General features: G+C 47.0%; 17 protein-coding genes and 2 pseudogenes. 7 read left to right on the top strand and 12 right to left on the bottom strand.

Going from position 1 to position 15,620, the window contains the following annotated elements:
• The first annotated feature begins 7 nt into the window (after positions 1–7).
• The 3 genes and pseudogenes from fliQ (at position 8) to rcsA (ending at position 1,982) form a co-directional block, all read left to right on the top strand.
• Positions 8–277, top strand: coding sequence for a flagellar biosynthesis protein FliQ (gene fliQ, locus G8S19_RS08615; RefSeq protein WP_003030425.1), 270 nt, complete (start codon positions 8–10; stop codon positions 275–277).
• Between the two features lie 8 nt (positions 278–285).
• Positions 286–1,078 (top strand): annotated as a pseudogene (gene fliR / locus G8S19_RS08610) (flagellar biosynthetic protein FliR); the annotation flags it as partial.
• Positions 1,079–1,358: 280 nt separating this feature from the next.
• Positions 1,359–1,982: a transcriptional regulator RcsA gene (gene rcsA, locus G8S19_RS08605; protein WP_253686440.1), complete on the top strand. Its 624-nt coding sequence runs from the start codon at positions 1,359–1,361 to the stop codon at positions 1,980–1,982.
• A 47-nt stretch (positions 1,983–2,029) separates the two neighbouring features.
• On the opposite strand, the gene dsrB is transcribed toward rcsA, so the two are convergent.
• Positions 2,030–2,218 (bottom strand): protein DsrB, encoded by a 189-nt coding sequence (gene dsrB / locus G8S19_RS08600; protein ID WP_005127768.1) that lies wholly within the window; start codon positions 2,216–2,218, stop codon positions 2,030–2,032.
• Between the two features lie 162 nt (positions 2,219–2,380).
• On the opposite strand from dsrB, the gene yodD reads away from it, so the two are divergent.
• A complete protein-coding gene (yodD, locus tag G8S19_RS08595) occupies positions 2,381–2,608 on the top strand; it encodes a YodD family peroxide/acid resistance protein (protein ID WP_048211303.1) in 228 nt (75 codons plus the stop codon).
• Between the two features lie 206 nt (positions 2,609–2,814).
• On the opposite strand, the gene G8S19_RS08590 is transcribed toward yodD, so the two are convergent.
• Both G8S19_RS08590 and G8S19_RS08585 read right to left on the bottom strand, forming a co-directional pair.
• A complete protein-coding gene (locus G8S19_RS08590; RefSeq protein WP_061068109.1) occupies positions 2,815–2,997 on the bottom strand; it encodes a YodC family protein in 183 nt (60 codons plus the stop codon).
• Between the two features lie 77 nt (positions 2,998–3,074).
• Positions 3,075–3,986 carry a DUF808 domain-containing protein gene (locus G8S19_RS08585; protein ID WP_048211301.1) on the bottom strand — a complete coding sequence of 304 codons (912 nt, stop codon included), beginning with the start codon at positions 3,984–3,986 and terminating at the stop codon, positions 3,075–3,077.
• Between the two features lie 178 nt (positions 3,987–4,164).
• Between G8S19_RS08585 and yedA the strand changes: the two genes are divergently transcribed.
• On the top strand, positions 4,165–5,085 hold the full coding sequence (gene yedA / locus G8S19_RS08580; protein WP_061068110.1) for a drug/metabolite exporter YedA: 921 nt from the start codon (positions 4,165–4,167) through the stop codon (positions 5,083–5,085).
• Here yedA and G8S19_RS08575 read toward each other — a convergent pair.
• From G8S19_RS08575 to G8S19_RS08565, 3 genes are all read right to left on the bottom strand, one after another.
• Positions 5,077–5,544: a very short patch repair endonuclease gene (locus G8S19_RS08575; protein ID WP_101743177.1), complete on the bottom strand. Its 468-nt coding sequence runs from the start codon at positions 5,542–5,544 to the stop codon at positions 5,077–5,079. The genes yedA and G8S19_RS08575 overlap by 9 nt on opposite strands.
• Entirely contained in the window at positions 5,525–6,955 is a 1,431-nt protein-coding gene (locus G8S19_RS08570) for a DNA cytosine methyltransferase (RefSeq protein WP_253686438.1), read from the bottom strand. Before G8S19_RS08570 ends, G8S19_RS08575 begins: the two co-directional genes overlap by 20 nt.
• Before the next feature lie 73 nt (positions 6,956–7,028).
• Positions 7,029–7,724, bottom strand: coding sequence for a phosphohydrolase (locus tag G8S19_RS08565; RefSeq protein ID WP_172741535.1), 696 nt, complete (start codon positions 7,722–7,724; stop codon positions 7,029–7,031).
• A gap of 439 nt (positions 7,725–8,163) precedes the next feature.
• Between G8S19_RS08565 and ompC the strand changes: the two genes are divergently transcribed.
• Entirely contained in the window at positions 8,164–9,345 is a 1,182-nt protein-coding gene (gene ompC, locus G8S19_RS08560) for a porin OmpC (protein WP_253686436.1), read from the top strand.
• Between the two features lie 591 nt (positions 9,346–9,936).
• Here ompC and G8S19_RS08555 read toward each other — a convergent pair.
• Positions 9,937–11,496: an EAL domain-containing protein gene (locus G8S19_RS08555; protein WP_199945835.1), complete on the bottom strand. Its 1,560-nt coding sequence runs from the start codon at positions 11,494–11,496 to the stop codon at positions 9,937–9,939.
• Between the two features lie 262 nt (positions 11,497–11,758).
• Between G8S19_RS08555 and G8S19_RS08550 the strand changes: the two are divergent.
• A pseudogene (locus G8S19_RS08550) lies at positions 11,759–11,902 on the top strand (DinI-like family protein); the annotation flags it as partial.
• 68 nt (positions 11,903–11,970) lie between these two features.
• Here the strand turns inward: G8S19_RS08550 and G8S19_RS08545 are convergent.
• From G8S19_RS08545 to G8S19_RS08525, 5 genes are read right to left on the bottom strand one after another with little or no spacing between them, the layout of a single operon-like run.
• Positions 11,971–12,486 (bottom strand): tail fiber assembly protein, encoded by a 516-nt coding sequence (locus G8S19_RS08545; RefSeq protein WP_149691525.1) that lies wholly within the window; start codon positions 12,484–12,486, stop codon positions 11,971–11,973.
• A 3-nt stretch (positions 12,487–12,489) separates the two neighbouring features.
• Positions 12,490–13,779, bottom strand: a complete 1,290-nt coding sequence (locus G8S19_RS22470; protein WP_343287094.1) for a phage tail protein — start codon at positions 13,777–13,779, stop codon at positions 12,490–12,492.
• Complete coding sequence (locus tag G8S19_RS08535; RefSeq protein WP_137379073.1) at positions 13,772–14,335, bottom strand: phage tail protein I; 564 nt, start codon at positions 14,333–14,335, stop codon at positions 13,772–13,774. Before G8S19_RS08535 ends, G8S19_RS22470 begins: the two co-directional genes overlap by 8 nt.
• The gene (locus G8S19_RS08530) at positions 14,325–15,245 is read right to left on the bottom strand and encodes a baseplate J/gp47 family protein (protein WP_086523764.1); all 921 of its coding nucleotides are present in this window, start codon (positions 15,243–15,245) and stop codon (positions 14,325–14,327) included. The genes G8S19_RS08535 and G8S19_RS08530 overlap by 11 nt, the downstream gene beginning before the upstream one ends.
• Complete coding sequence (locus tag G8S19_RS08525; protein ID WP_101743195.1) at positions 15,229–15,582, bottom strand: GPW/gp25 family protein; 354 nt, start codon at positions 15,580–15,582, stop codon at positions 15,229–15,231. The genes G8S19_RS08530 and G8S19_RS08525 overlap by 17 nt, the downstream gene beginning before the upstream one ends.
• Between the last annotated feature and the right edge of the window lie 38 nt (positions 15,583–15,620).

Genomic DNA, 15,620 nt, shown 5'->3' with positions numbered 1-15,620 from the left:
GCGCGAAATGACTCCTGAATCGGTCATGATGATGGGCACTGAGGCGATGAAAGTTGCCCTTGCCCTTGCCGCACCTTTGTTGCTGGTTGCCCTCGTTACGGGTCTTATCATCAGTATCCTGCAGGCGGCAACCCAGATTAACGAAATGACGCTGTCCTTCATTCCGAAAATTGTCGCGGTCTTTATTGCCATCATCGTTGCCGGTCCGTGGATGCTTAATTTGCTGCTCGACTACGTGCGTACGCTGTTCAGCAATATTCCCTACATCATCGGGTAAACGACGCTATGTTGCAGGTGACCAGCGTTGAGTGGCTCCACTGGCTGAATCTTTACTTCTGGCCCCTGCTGCGCATACTGGCGCTCATTTCAACGGCTCCGATACTCAGCGAACGCGCCATCCCCAAACGGGTAAAACTGGGGCTGGGGTTAATGATTACCATGGTTATCGCTCCGCTGCTTCCCCCCGTAAACGTGCCCATCTTTTCTGTCGGCGCGATATGGCAGGCGATGCAGCAAATCCTGATCGGCATCGCATTAGGGTTCACCATGCAATTTGCGTTTGCCGCGGTGCGTACCGCCGGGGAAATCATCGGTCTGCAAATGGGTCTCTCCTTCGCAACCTTCTTCGACCCGGGCAGCCGCCTGAATATGCCCGTTCTGGCACGTCTGATAGATTTGCTGGCGATGCTGCTGTTCCTCACCTTTAATGGTCACTTGTGGCTTATCTCGCTATTGGTGGATACCTTCCATACTCTGCCTATCGGTGGCAATCCGGTTAATAGCAATGCCTTTCTCGCGCTGGCGCGGGCGGGGGGACTCATCTTCCTCAATGGTCTGATGCTGGCTCTGCCGGTGATGACGCTGCTGCTCACACTCAACCTCGCACTCGGTTTGTTAAACCGTATGGCGCCGCAGCTATCGATATTTGTCATTGGTTTCCCACTCACCCTGACCGTGGGTATTTCATTAATGGCCGCGCTAATGCCATTAATTGCCCCCTTCTGTGAGCGCTTATTCAGTGAGATTTTTAATTTGCTGGCTGACATCATCAGTGAAATGCCTTCAAAATAATAACCCTTATTTTTTATCCTGTTTTACTAAGGATTGTCCTAAATTCAAATACAGGCAACATCCACCAGGATAACGCTGTCGCGGTTTATTTGTTTTTGCCTCACTCACATAACGCAACATTTACTTTACTTTAAGATGTTTCCTGGCAAATTATACGCAACTTTACGGGATAGTAAATTCGCCTGAAAACAGCGAAAGCGTCATATTGGGTCGTTATTATTCCGTTTAGTTGTGATGAAATAATCAGGTAAGGGGAATTATCGTTACGCATTGAGTGAGGGTATGCCATGTCAACGATTATTATGGATTTATGCAGTTACACCCGGCTAGGGTTGACCGGATATCTGGTAAGTCGGGGGGTGAAGAAAAGGGAAATCAACGATATTTCAAGCGTTGATGAACTCAGCGTCGCCTGTGTCTCACTGCTGCCGTCTGTGGTGTTTATTAATGAAGACTGCTTTATTCACGATCCGGATAACAGCCAGAGAATTAAGCAAATCATTAATCAACATCCCAGCACTTTATTTATTGTATTTATGGCGATTGCCAATGTCCATTTTGATGAGTATCTCTTAGTAAGAAAAAATTTATTAATCAGTTCTAAGTCGATTAAACCAGATTCACTGGATGAACTTCTTGGCGATATTCTGAAAAAGGAAGTGGATATTGTCATTGATGTGAACCTGCCAACACTATCATTAAGCCGCACCGAATCCAGCATGCTACGTATGTGGATGGCCGGTCAGGGAACAATACAGATATCCGATCAAATGAATATCAAGGCGAAGACAGTCTCATCCCATAAGGGGAATATAAAACGAAAGATCAAGACACATAATAAACAAGTTATCTATCACGTTGTACGACTCACAGATAACGTCACCAATGGTATCTTTGTGAATATGCGTTAGGACATTCTGACTGGTGGGTTTACCACCAGTCAGAATCAGCGTCTGGATTACTCCACTTTTTCCACAAAGATCCCATCCTGATGGCCTGACTCATTAAAGAACCAGATACCGAGCGGGTAGTCTTCCAGAGAAACCAGGTACATGGTGCCTTCACTAAACTCTTCAATCGCCAGTACCCGGCCTGGCCGACGCGGCCCACCGTCCGTTTTGACTGTAACCCGATCATTCACCTTCATCGTTTTCCTCCTGTGGCTTTGTGCCAGTGTAGAACAAATTCCTTTTCCTGGCAGCGCCCTGCTCGCGTGATTGGGGGTTTTCTCGACGGTCTATACTTAACTTGTACGCATCAGAGATTCTGATACGTGCCCCGGTATCCTTAACGGTTGAGAGGTATGAGGATGAAAACCGCGAAAGAGTACAGCGATACGGCCAAACGTGACGTCAGCGTCGATGTGGACGCGCTATTGAAAGCTATCAACGAAATCTGCGAGAGCGAAATTCATCGCAGCCATGATGACCCCGATCGCGTCAGCGTTGATGGCCGGGATTATCATACATGGCATGAACTGGCCGACGCGTTCGAGCTTGATATCCATGATTTTAGCGTGACGGAGATCAATCGCTGACTTTGGGCGAAAAAAATCCCGGCCCGTATCGGGTCGGGATCAAGCTTGCTTATGCAAGAAGCACTTGAAAATTCGTTACACCAGGAAATCTGATGCGAAACCAACCTTATCTGCAATTTTTTTGCCTGACAAGTAAATAATTCTCACCAAAATGATAAATATAACTAATGGTTGAGAGATCACCAGGTTACGCCAGCCTGCGGTATTCAGGCATCCTGGCGCAGCGGACTGCGTTCGCCAGGAACCAGTTCATCTTCACGAAATGCCTCCCGTTTGACGCCAAAACCGTCATACCAGCGGCACTCCACCATTCCGCTGGCATACCCGGTAACGATCATGCGTGGGCCACCCTCTTTCGCGGTGACTTCCTCACTGACAGAAAAGACCATACCCGCCTCCTGTATCAAGAGAAACCTTTTCACCTTAGACGACAAAGAGACGTTTTGCGTAGTCTGGCAGGCGACAATTAGTGCGAAACTCCGCGTAACCTGGCAACCATTTTTACCAGCACCACCACGATCCCACCGATAATAAAGCCGAGCACCAGATTAAGCAGAGTCGGAAGCATCAGAGCAATGAATGAACTCTGCTGTTGGGCAAATTGCTCAATCGCATGATGCAGCGGCGCAATGCCGTGTACCACAATGCCGCCACCGACTAAAAACATCGCCAGCGTGCCGACCACGGAAAGTGATTTCATGAGCCAGGGAGCAACCACCAGCAATCCCTTACCCAGGGCCTGAGCCAGTGCGCTGCGCTTTTCTGCCAGCCAGTAGCCAATATCATCGAGCTTCACAATAATACCGACCAGACCATATACGCCAACGGTCACCACCAAAGCAATACCCGACAAAACCAGTACCTGATTCAACAACGGCGCATCCGCCACAATACCCAACGTAATGGCCACAATCTCTGCAGATAAAATAAAGTCAGTACGTATCGCCCCTTTGATTTTATCTTTCTCAAAGGTGAGAGGATCCTGCGCCGCCAACGATGTCAGACGCTGCTGACGCTCCTCTGGGGTCTCTTTTTGTTTTCGCGCTTCCAGGGTGTGAAGCACTTTTTCCACGCCCTCAAAACAGAGGAACGCCCCACCAATCATCAATAAGGGGGTGATAGCCCATGGAATGAAGGCGCTGATCAATAGCGCCAGCGGCACCAGGATAACTTTGTTGACGAAAGATCCTTTAGCCACACTCCAGACCACCGGAAGCTCGCGGTTCGCCCGCACGCCCGATACCTGTTGCGCGTTAAGCGACAAATCGTCTCCCAGCACACCCGCCGTTTTTTTCGCGGCCAGTTTTCCCATCACTGAGATATCGTCCAGAAGCGTGGCGATGTCATCAAGCAAGGTGAGTAAGCTACTTCCTGCCAAAATTTTAATCCTCAATATTATTGTTTTGCAGCCATAAGTATGAAGTAAAACACGCCATGCTGAAACAGACCTTTCTGGTCAACAATTATTTAACAACAGCAGGCAATTATAAGTCTCGCCAGCATGATAGTTTTGACGTTTACTATGTTGCACCTTTTTATTTCCACCGTGAGGGATTATGCGTTTCAGGCAATTGTTACCGCTTTTCAGTGCGCTATTTGCGCTGTACATCATTTGGGGTTCCACGTACTTCGTTATTCGCATTGGCGTTGAAAGTTGGCCGCCGTTGATGATGGCTGGCGTACGTTTTCTCTCTGCTGGAGTGTTATTAACACTTTTTTTACTTCTTCGCGGACACAAGCTACCGCCTCTGCGCCAGCTCCTGAACGCCGCGTTAATTGGTATCCTGCTGCTGGCCGTGGGTAATGGGCTGGTTACTGTTGCAGAACATCAAAATGTTCCTTCCGGTATTGCCGCCGTAGTGGTTGCCACCGTCCCGCTGTTTACGCTGTGCTTTAGCCACTTTTTTGGCATCAAAACACGCAAACTGGAATGGATGGGGATCGCAATTGGACTCGCCGGGATCATCATGCTTAACAGCGGTGGTAACTTGAGTGGTAATCCCTGGGGGGCAGTATTAATCCTGATTGGTTCAATGAGCTGGGCATTTGGCTCCGTGTACGGCTCACGTATAACCTTGCCCGTTGGCATGATGGCCGGTGCTATTGAAATGTTAGCCGCGGGTATTGTGCTGATGTGCGCATCGCTGCTCAGTGGAGAAAAGCTGACCACGATGCCAACCTTCTCCGGTTTTATGGCGGTGGCATATCTCGCCCTGTTCGGCTCAATTATTGCGATTAACGCTTATATGTTCCTTATTCGTAATGTAAGCCCGGCGTTAGCCACCAGCTATGCCTACGTCAACCCGGTAGTGGCGGTTCTGTTAGGTACGGGGCTGGGAGGTGAAAGCCTGGCGTTGATCGAGTGGCTGGCGCTCGGAGTCATTGTTTTTGCCGTGGTATTGGTGACGCTGGGGAAATACTTATTCCCGGTCAAAGCTGACGCGGTCGCAGCCCCATCGGAAAAGTCGTTACAGTAAATGAATGCCCTGAGTGTCGATCTGCGCGGTGGCGCCGCCGCCGCAGATCCACTCGATAACCCGTTCAGACAGTGCCTCATTATCCAGTTTATCACGCCCACGCAGGGCGCATTCCCAGACAATCAAGACCCGCCATCCCAACGACTGCAATTTTTCGCAGTCCCGCTTATCACGCACCACATTTTTTCCTATCTTCTCCAGCCAGAACGCCGTGCGGGTTGCCGGGACTTTAAAGAGATAGCAGTTGTGCTGATGCCAGAAACAGCCGTGGGTAAAGAGAACGCAACGGTAGTCATCCACCACAAAATCGGGGCGACCGGGCAACGTTGCATCCTGCGCGCGAAACGTTACCCCCTGCTCCGTCAAGATGTCGGCCAGACGTTTTTCGATCGCCGTATCGCGGGTCCCTATCGCCCGCATATTTTTACTGCGTGTCGCCTTATCGTGAACGTCTGCCATGCTGCTGTTCTTTCTCACGGAGCGCAACAGCCTGTTTGATCTTCGGCTCCAGCAGTTTGGCTACCGCCGCAAATGCCGGGACGACCACTGAATTACCGAACTGGCGGTAAGCCTGGGTATCTGATACCGGAATGCGAAACTGGTAACCCTGAGGAGACTCAAACCCCATCAGGCGAGCGCACTCTCTTGGCGTTAATCGACGAGGACGATGTCGCTGATTGGCGGGATCATCGAAATCCTGTTCACCCAGCGCCATATCCCAGCCACGGTCTATCAAAATTTCAGCCCCATCCTTATAGTAACGTGCGGATAATGTACGCGTTACGCTATCGGGATTGCCGGGATAGACCATACCGTAGCCAAACCCATTGCCCCGTGCCTGATGTTTTTTCGCATAGCGATACAGGTATTTCCACAGGACCGGTGTCAGCACATATTTCGCATCAACAGTCGGTTCAAGCAGCTCTGCGAGCGTCGTTCGACGCTGAGGGTAGCGGCTGACAATATCGCGCAACGTAAAGTCTGACTTCAAGCTCAGATCACGTCGAAAGCCGACGAGCACGATACGTTCGCGATGCTGGGGTAAAAAATGTTGCCCATCGATAATCTTCGGATCATCAGGGCCATTATCTGCTGCATCCGCCACGTCATAGCCCAGTTCATCCAGCGTTTGCATGATGATGCGAAAGGTTTTTCCCTGGTCATGACTCTTCAGATTTTTAACGTTTTCGAGCACAAATATAGCCGGTCGCCGCGCGTCGATAATTCGCACCACGTCAAAAAAAAGCGTGCCTTGCGTATCACAGGCAAAACCGTGGGCACGCCCTAACGCGTTTTTCTTTGATACACCCGCCAGAGAAAATGGCTGGCAAGGGAAGCCGGCCAGCAGGACATCATGCTCGGGAACATGTTGACGAATATGCTCTGCAGCCTGCTCGTCACTCACCCCCTCATGATGGCTGAGCGTAATATCACGAATATCTTCATTAAAGTGGTGCTGCAGAGGATCGCAGTAGTGATTCGCCTTGTAGGTGCGCACCGCATGCTTGTTCCACTCGCTGGTAAACACGCACTGCCCGCCAATCGCTTCAAAACCGCGACGAATTCCGCCAATACCAGCAAAAAGATCGATAAAGCGAAAAGCATAATGTGGATGATGCGCAGGCGGCGTCGGTAGCATGGCGTTCAGATGAGCCAGCTCAGCGTCGCTGAGCCGATGCCATGTTTCATTGGCGACCACACGCTTAAAGATGGCCGGACTCCAGCGATTCTCACCAACACCATTCAGATGAGCAACCAGCGTTTTCACATCGTATATTTCAAGCAACTTAGCCAAAATCACCTGTGCGGCGGCCTCGTTATCATCTGTCATCGGGTTCATGGAGCCTGCTACTGATAAATTATCCTGCATACGTTTAACCGGCCGAAATGGATAGTTGACAGGTTAACATAAATTGGTGCAATTGACGTTTCAGCAATGACGACTACTGATATGCTTTAAGGGGTTGAATCGCCGCAAGATCCAACATTTCATATTCTCCTTTTAATTCTGCGCTGAGTTTTGCCATATACGTCAATAAAAAGTCAGCATTATGCTGTGCTAAATGCCGCCCTTGTTCAGTTTGCATTGTCAGTGGCAACGTCAGCAGTTTGGTCTGGAAATGATCAAGCGCGTACTGTTTATCATCGAGGCTACGCTGCCGGGCAAACGGATCCTCCGCATCAAACAATGCCACACCCAGCGAGCCAGAAACGGCGAACACGCGCGCCAGACCGATAGCACCGAGCGCCTCAAGTCGATCGGCATCCTGAACGATTTTGGCTTCAAGTGTCGTGGGCGTAATTTTTGCGCTAAAACTGTGCGCTGCGATAGCGTGACTCACCGCATGCAGCCGATCCTGAGGAAATTCAGGAAAGTCCTGTGACAGTACACGACAGGTTTCCTGGGCTGCCAGTACCGATGAGCGATGACGTTCCGGATGATTTTTCGGTAAGCTGACAAGATCGTGGAAATAGCACGCGGTCAGCACCACCAGCCAGTCTACGTTCGCATCCGTGCTCAGCTTTTGAGCCGTCTGCCACACGCGGCGAAAGTGAAAGATGTCATGGGCAGCGTCGTGCCCTGAATGATTTTCACGTAACCAGGCTTCAAATCTCGACTGCCAGTCGTGGAGTTCCATGCTCTCTCCCTTTACATAAAGAAAACCACCTTAGCAATAATTTTTACCCTGAACCACTGTCTGTCTTCTTTTATAGCAAAAATCAATTATTAAATAATATTCATAATAAATATCAATTTATAATTTCCACATGCAGCATTGATAATAAATTATTCTGACAAGCATAAAAACAATAATAAAAACATATAAAATACACACGGCAGATATCAGAACAAAAGATATAAATCAATTGATAATCATGTATTTATGTTTTGAATGAAAACAATAAATATATATAAAAATAATTTAAAAAACTCAAATAGAAACATTTTGAAATATCTAAAATATAATTGTTACATGTTATTCTTTAAATTAAATGAACTTCATAGATAGTATCAAAATGTAGTTTTTGGGACATCACTACATATTCATTTTAATTATTAAATAAAGGGAATACATAATGAAAAGAAAAGTACTGGCACTGCTTCTCCCAGCTTTATTAGCTGCAGGCGCAGCAAATGCGGCTGAAATTTATAATAAAAACGGCAATAAACTGGATCTGTACGGAAAAGTCGATGGTCTGCGTTATTTCTCTGACGATGCTGGCAGCGACGGCGATCAAACCTATGCGCGTCTGGGCTTTAAGGGCGAAACGCAGATCAACGATATGCTGACTGGCTACGGTCAGTGGGAATATAATATTCAGGCCAACGGCACCGAAGGTGACAAAGGCGATTCCTGGACTCGTTTGGCTTTCGCAGGCCTGGGCTTTGCTGAAAACGGCACCTTCGATTACGGTCGTAACTACGGCGTCGTGTACGACGTTGAAGCCTGGACCGATATGCTGCCAGAATTCGGTGGTGATACTTACACTCAGACCGACGTGTATATGCTGGGTCGTACCAACGGCGTTGCTACTTATCGTAACCACGGCTTCTTTGGTCTGGCTGATGGCCTGAACTTCGCCCTGCAGTATCAGGGTAATAATGAAGGTAGCAGCGTAGGTCAGGAAGGTTCTGGTAATAGTGAAAACCGCAAACTGGCGAAAGAAAACGGCGACGGTTTCGGTATGTCCACCTCTTATGACTTTGACTTCGGTTTAAGCCTCGGTGCAGCGTACTCCAGTTCTGATCGTACTGATGACCAGGTTGCTCGCGGTTACCAGGATGGTATAAACAAACGCAACAACTACGCTGGCGGCGAAACAGCTGAAGCCTGGACTGTTGGTGCGAAGTACGACGCTAACAACGTTTACCTGGCAGCCATGTATGCAGAAACCCGCAATATGACCTATTACGGCGGCGGTAATGGCGAAAGCAATGGCGGTATCGCAAACAAAACGCAAAACTTTGAAGTTGTAGCTCAATACCAGTTCGATTATGGTCTGCGTCCGTCCATCGCTTACCTGCAGTCCAAGGGCAGTGATTTAGGTGGTCAGGAAGTGAGCCATGGTAACTGGCGTTACGTCGACAAAGATCTGGTCAAATATGTTGATGTGGGTATGACTTATTACTTCAACAAAAACATGTCCACCTACGTTGATTACAAAATCAACCTGCTGGATGAAGATGACAGCTTCTATGAAAGCAATGGCATCGCAACTGACGATATTGTTGCCATTGGTTTAGTCTACCAGTTCTAATTTTGCACAATACGTATCAGGCCTGCTTCATATGAAGCGGGCTTTTTGTTTATTTGAAGCGGATTTTTATGTCACGAAGGCAATAGAACGACAAACTTGTGAGGATACTCAAAGAAAAAAACATCCGTGACTGCTGTCGTTGAAAGCAAGGCGTGCAAGTGTTTGAATAGTGGCGGAGAGAGGGGGATTTGAACCCCCGGTAGAGTTGCCCCTACTCCGGTTTTCGAGACCGATTTTATCGGTACTATTTTCAATAACTTAACTTTTCTCGCTGGTATATCCACAATATTTCCACTTCATAAAATTCAACTAGTTACTCATTTATCCATACTTAATATACCAACACTTTATGAGCTAAAACCTATACCTCAAAGTACGGCTTAGAGGTGAAAATGTGTGGGAGATTTTCCCAGTCAATGTCGCGTGAAGACTATCTCGCCTGCTCTCTGAAGAAGCTGTACGCGGCATTCCATACAATTTTGAACCAACTAGCCGATTGAATGCGGCAAGATATCAAAATCCTTCTTTATATAGCCTGCGGTTACGCGTGTTATATAGAATGTGAAAACAATGAAAATAAAGTAATAAATATTAAGGCAAATTGGCATCCTCGACTAACTCTGTCAATTTATCTATAGGTAACGGCTTTGAGTAATACCATCCCTGTACACCGCACTCAGGGAACATTTCAGTTAAATAATTAACCTGAGTTGATGTTTCTACACCTTCGAATACGACTTTATGGGTTATATCTTTAAAAATCTCAACTAATCCTGATAATACATTATTACTTATAGAGTATTCATCAATAGAGTCTGTAATTGATTTATCAATTTTAATTTCATCTATTTGCAAACTTGACAGCCAGTTTAAATTTGAATAGCCTGTCCCGAAATCATCAATGGCTATTGAAATGCCTTTATCATTAAATAAAGAAATTACCTTTTGGAGTGAATTTAGATCCGCACTTTGTCTTTCTGTTAATTCCATCATTATCATTCCAGGCTCTATATTTAATTCATCGATCATCTGAAACACTTTTCCTTGAAAAGATTCAGACAAAAGATCTTGAGAACTAACATTAATGCTTATAAAAACATTAAATTTTTCAGAAAGAGACCTGGCTTCTTTTACTACCATTCGAAATACAAGGTTACTTACATCTTGAATTAAACCATGCTCCTCAGCAATAGGAATAAATATATCAGGTGGAATACTACCAATATCATAATCATCCCATCTAATTAGTGCCTCCACACCAATAATCTTACCAGTTTTTATTTTATAAATAGGTTGATATACAAGATATAATGATTCACTTCTTATGGCGTTTTTTAATCTTGATGCTAATGATTGTTTACGTGCAACTCTTTGGTTATAAACAACACCTAAAAGGACACCTGTTACAGTAGATGTGAATGCAATCAACAAGATTATTAACGAATTATCGAAACTCACCCAAGGAAATTTAACTCCTCCCATGACACAGATGTCATGCTTCCCATTACAACTTTGCGTAGTAATAAGTCCTAATTGATAGGACTTATCATGTTTAGCCCCCTCAAGCAGATCGACTTGATCACCAAACTTAAACAAATGAAGAGAGTGGTCTCTATTGCCGACAATGGCAGAAAACCCCTTCTCTTCATGGTCTGTAACAAATCCGTTAAAAGCAAATGGTGAAATCGTTATAGCTAACTTCTGGTTGCTTAGTAAATCAGCTTTAACATTATTTTCCAACAACACGCCAAAAAACCACGTCAAATTATCCTTTTCGACTTTTCTATCGTATATATTGAGTGATAATGGTGCTGGCAACTTTCCCCACAACGCAGTACAAGTAATTGCCCCATTAGAAATAAATGATATATCCTTTATAAGTGCATAAGGCCATAGAGCGACTCTTACAGCATGAAGTTGTAGTTCACTACAGGGACTATAAGCATCAAATATCTCATAATCATCATTTATTTTATCAATCTGTTGAATGAGACTAACACTTCTATTCAATACTCGTTCTGTATATGAATCGATACGTTCCTTATATATATAATAAGTAGAAACCTCAGTTAACGAGGAAAAAATCAAGAATGAAAATGTGATTGATATCACATAGGGCTTAAGTTTAGTCAATTTGTAATTATTTATCATATCAACCTCTAATATATCTTAACCCTTTGTGACACCATACATTCCACTATCAATTTACAATGTCGAAAATACAATTAAAATAGGTTATCGGCCATAATGGATTTTTCTTTATACTTTTCATTAGAAACTAACATCATAATATAGTACAAAACTATATAAGTGAGATCTATGTCTGCATTTCAATCAAGTAAATGTCCCCCTACATTTACAAACATTGTGATAATGATAGCACCCATGGGGGACTGAGTATGAGGGAGAGTTCTTCCCCGATGCTGATATTCGGATAAAACCGATGATGACACTGCCGGCGATCAACACTGATGCCAGCAAGCAGGAGAAAGAACAGATAAGTCAGACAGTTCAGGAAATGTTTGAAGAAACTGAATTCTGGTCAGTAAGCGCATAAAGCCTTTCAACATCCGCTACAGCATCGCTTCGTAAAAGCTGCAGCGGATTGATTCCCAACACAGCACCCTATTGTTCAGGTTTGTCCGGCCAGGCAATTTCCAGCGGATTACTGGTATCAATCCTGCTTATCAGTACCGAATATCTTTCCCATTCAGTGAGCAGTGCTATTTCTTTATCGGTTGCCATGCCTAACCTGACTGCCCGTTCAAGTGGTGTAATCGCGGCATCGGCTTCCATAAGCAGCGCCTGTTTTTTTGCTTCTGCCTGCCGCTTTAGTTCTTCATCTGTGTACTGGCGTGGAATAACTTTTTCCCCGTCAAAAACCCATCCCCCGAAGATGTCACAACCATCAGGAATACTGTCAACATCAACAACCGTCAAACCACCGGGATAAAGCCGTGATGCATCTTCGCTGATACTACGAATAATGCCAGTATCGTTTTCGATTGCCAGGCTGTATTTCTTTGTGAATTGAGACAGCGATTTATACCAGTCCTTTCCTGTGGCATCGATAAAATATTGAATATCATCACCCAAAAAATACTCGTCAGGAATATAGCGTTGTAAATTAGTTAATTTCATTTTTTAATCACCAATCGTTACCCAGCCACCATTTCGCCATACTTGCAGAGGACGATATAAAGCGATACCGACCTGATTGCTCTCGTTTCCGTTCCCGCCAGTCAGGACGCAGCCAGAAGGAGCTTCCACCAGTCCGCCATCCATAACCATACTGCTCTGTGCACCACGTTTCACACCAGTAATAAAATTTTGGTTAACCCATGTTTTCGCCTCATTAATGCGATTGTTTATCCAAATATTTATCCAGCCCGAATTACCGTTCTCTCCCCATGCAGCGCCGTAAATATTTGCATCAGCCTGGATGATACCCGACCCAAATCTTATACTGGCCTGCGGAATACTGAACTCGCCAGTTTCCAGATCGAACGTAAATTGTTTAACAGGACCACCACCCCACGGAACACCAAAAATACGAAACCTTCTGTCAATAAGGTCCATATTCACAGATGCCCCCGTTGTGGTATTAATAATTGTGTACTGCGGGCTGTCTGAACTGGATGTTTTTAGGACAATATCACTTTCTACCAGCGTCAGTCCCCCGGTCATTGTGTCGCCGTTTTTATCAACGGCATTAGCAGCCTTATCAACCGTGGGCTTTAAACCGATATTCTGGACAAACAACTGCGGATTAGGAATATCATTGCCGTTCCGGTCTTTAGCCAGTCGCGCATTCGCATTATCCATCGCGATTTTGACAGCCAGTGGAGTCGCTGACTGTGTTTCACTGGTGCTGTTCACCGCACTGTTAAGCTGGAGCAATCCCTTTTGTTGTGTAGAACCATCAACGACACCAATTGACTCCCGCGATGTTTTTTGTGCTTCCGCGCCACGCGCTTTTATCTCTTTCAGGTTCTGGTCTATACGCAGAAATAATCCGTCTCCTGTGGAAACATTCAGCGTGATGCTTGAGGTATCTGATACTGCCAGGCGAAACTGCATATTTACACTGACACCACCAACAGGTTTATCGATCGATGGGCAGTTTGCCACCGCGTAAAGTTCTCCGGTATCCGTCATTAAACCGACTTCACGAACGGTAAATCCACCAATCCCGGTCGGCAGAACGATTTTCGCCATTAACTGCGTGGACTGTTCCGGGGACACAACCAGATCAGCGATATCTCCCCGGTAAGTTTCATTAATCAACCGGACTTGCGCCGGATCAGGCCTGACCTGCTTGCCATTACTGTCACCCACCACAAAGTGAGTCAGTGCAATCAGACGACCACTGGCAAGCGCCTCTGCCTCCAGTTCTTTACCCCGGTTAGTGATAATTGAGTAGTAATCAGCCATGAGATTCCCCGGCAAAAATGTCCACATCGATATGCGCTGTTGTCGCACCCGAAAAATAAAAAGCACCGTCCATACCCACATTCGCCATCACATCAATTTTGCTCAGATAGCTACGCAGGTTCTTGGCACGGTCAGTAAGCTGGCGGATCTGATGATAGAGAGCGTCACTGACCCCTTCACTGCTCTGTACTTCGATCCGGAAGGTGTAAGGTACAGCGCGTGGGGTGTCTTCCCACCACTCAACCACGGTCGTGGGCAGGTTCACTGACCCAAGAGAACGGCGTACCGCCCCGGCCGTTCCCCTGTGCTGATGAACATAAGCGGCATCTTTTATCACCTGCCGCTTTTGCGCCTCTGTCCAGCTGTCATCCCAGAAATCAACAGCATGCTCCCAGGCCAGCCAAGGGAGAAGATGCGCCGGGCAGGTATCAGGGTTTTTGGACTTGCGCACCATATTGGTATCGAGAGTGGCGATTTGCTCAGCGCTGGCCTGCTCCTGCGCCCGCTCTTCATGAAATGCGCCAGGAGGCAGCAGGGATCGAAACTTAGCCGTCATTGCTGCTGACCTCCCTGCGGGTGACATTGATGGCGGTACACCACGGTGCTTTACCCGCTTCCGCTTCCAGATCTGCCACCGGAGAAATCAGTCTTACCCTGACCACACCGGATTGCTGCAGAGCTGCATAAATGGCAGACAGGGGGACGACGGTTTTAATCCGATGGGAAAGCGTGGTGTATGACCGTAAAACATCGATGGCATTATTCAGCACCGTACTGGCGTCCGGTCCTTCCGGAATTTCCAGTTCTGCCGTAACAGCATAGTTTGCAATCGTGGCACTTTTTATCGTCACATAGTCCGTTAACGGGCGGATTTCATCCGCATTCAGTGTGCTGTTAACCTTATCAAGCAGGGGCTGTCCCGCTGTCCCATCCCCGGTACGGGACAGGACATAGACATCAACGTAGCCGGGCCGGTTATGGGTTTCCGGCCCATAGGCATCTGCATCCAGCACATCTGTATCGGCAGACTTTGCATGAAAGCGGTAAGCGTTACGCGCGCCTGCTGTATTCAGCTGTGCCCATGAAAGCTGGATACGTTCGCGAAATGCCGCATCGCCTTCCAGCTCAGGCTCCACAGGCGGAACAGCAAGTGGATCGCCGGGCTTAATCACCTGCCGCTTAACGTTGAATGCGGCACCTATCTGGTCAAGGTCAGCCTCTTTTGCACTCGCGAGAAATACCGCCCGCACGGCATCATTAACCCGCTGAAAAGCCAGCGTCAGCTGATAGGCATTCACTTCCCCCTGTTTAAACGTCGGATCGGATTCCACCAGCGCATCAAACTGCTCATCAAGTTCCCGCAGGCGCGCCAGCCACCGGGTGAAGATTTCCGTCGCATCCGGCACCACAATGGCATCCGGTACGTCCAGTTCTGACAGGTTGATCACGTCATAGCTGCTTGCCATAAATCGTTATGTCTCCCGTTCTGACAGGTAAATTGGTTTCCTTGTTGATCCCCTCGATATCCAGTACACAGCCGGACTTCCCTTCAGGAAAGGAAACAAGCACACGGGTTACCTTCAGCCGCGTCTCCCACCGGGCCAGTGCGGTCGCAGACGCGGCGATTATTTGTAGACGGGTCATATCATCCCGTGGGTTATCCACCAGCGAAAACAGATCACTGCCATAGTCACGGACAAGAACCCGGCTCCCGATGGGCGTGGTCAGTATGTCGCTGACGGACTGGCGCAAATGGGCGACGCCGGACAGGCGTTTTCCGGTCCGGTTGTTTACACCGTTCATGATTAAATTCCGTTGCTGATTCGCCGGATGGCGGAAGG

Source organism: Citrobacter sp. SX206 (assembly GCF_024181025.1).
Taxonomy (GTDB): domain Bacteria; phylum Pseudomonadota; class Gammaproteobacteria; order Enterobacterales; family Enterobacteriaceae; genus Citrobacter; species Citrobacter youngae.
Note: the sequence above shows the minus strand (reverse complement) of the source record. Positions and strands in the feature narration are given on the sequence as shown.

What these genes read in the sequence shown, in the direction of transcription:
- G8S19_RS08575 (WP_101743177.1), bottom strand. Translation starts at nt 5,544, where the DNA reads ATGGCAGACGTTCACGATAAGGCGACACGCAGTAAAAATATGCGGGCG.
- G8S19_RS22470 (WP_343287094.1), bottom strand. Translation starts at nt 13,779, where the DNA reads ATGGCTGATTACTACTCAATTATCACTAACCGGGGTAAAGAACTGGAG.
- yedA (WP_061068110.1), top strand. Translation starts at nt 4,165, where the DNA reads ATGCGTTTCAGGCAATTGTTACCGCTTTTCAGTGCGCTATTTGCGCTG.
- G8S19_RS08590 (WP_061068109.1), bottom strand. Translation starts at nt 2,997, where the DNA reads ATGGTCTTTTCTGTCAGTGAGGAAGTCACCGCGAAAGAGGGTGGCCCA.
- G8S19_RS08545 (WP_149691525.1), bottom strand. Translation starts at nt 12,486, where the DNA reads ATGAAATTAACTAATTTACAACGCTATATTCCTGACGAGTATTTTTTG.
- G8S19_RS08530 (WP_086523764.1), bottom strand. Translation starts at nt 15,245, where the DNA reads ATGGCAAGCAGCTATGACGTGATCAACCTGTCAGAACTGGACGTACCG.
- G8S19_RS08570 (WP_253686438.1), bottom strand. Translation starts at nt 6,955, where the DNA reads ATGCAGGATAATTTATCAGTAGCAGGCTCCATGAACCCGATGACAGAT.
- G8S19_RS08525 (WP_101743195.1), bottom strand. Translation starts at nt 15,582, where the DNA reads ATGAACGGTGTAAACAACCGGACCGGAAAACGCCTGTCCGGCGTCGCC.
- dsrB (WP_005127768.1), bottom strand. Translation starts at nt 2,218, where the DNA reads ATGAAGGTGAATGATCGGGTTACAGTCAAAACGGACGGTGGGCCGCGT.
- rcsA (WP_253686440.1), top strand. Translation starts at nt 1,359, where the DNA reads ATGTCAACGATTATTATGGATTTATGCAGTTACACCCGGCTAGGGTTG.
- G8S19_RS08565 (WP_172741535.1), bottom strand. Translation starts at nt 7,724, where the DNA reads ATGGAACTCCACGACTGGCAGTCGAGATTTGAAGCCTGGTTACGTGAA.
- G8S19_RS08535 (WP_137379073.1), bottom strand. Translation starts at nt 14,335, where the DNA reads ATGACGGCTAAGTTTCGATCCCTGCTGCCTCCTGGCGCATTTCATGAA.
- fliQ (WP_003030425.1), top strand. Translation starts at nt 8, where the DNA reads ATGACTCCTGAATCGGTCATGATGATGGGCACTGAGGCGATGAAAGTT.
- G8S19_RS08555 (WP_199945835.1), bottom strand. Translation starts at nt 11,496, where the DNA reads ATGATAAATAATTACAAATTGACTAAACTTAAGCCCTATGTGATATCA.
- yodD (WP_048211303.1), top strand. Translation starts at nt 2,381, where the DNA reads ATGAAAACCGCGAAAGAGTACAGCGATACGGCCAAACGTGACGTCAGC.
- ompC (WP_253686436.1), top strand. Translation starts at nt 8,164, where the DNA reads ATGAAAAGAAAAGTACTGGCACTGCTTCTCCCAGCTTTATTAGCTGCA.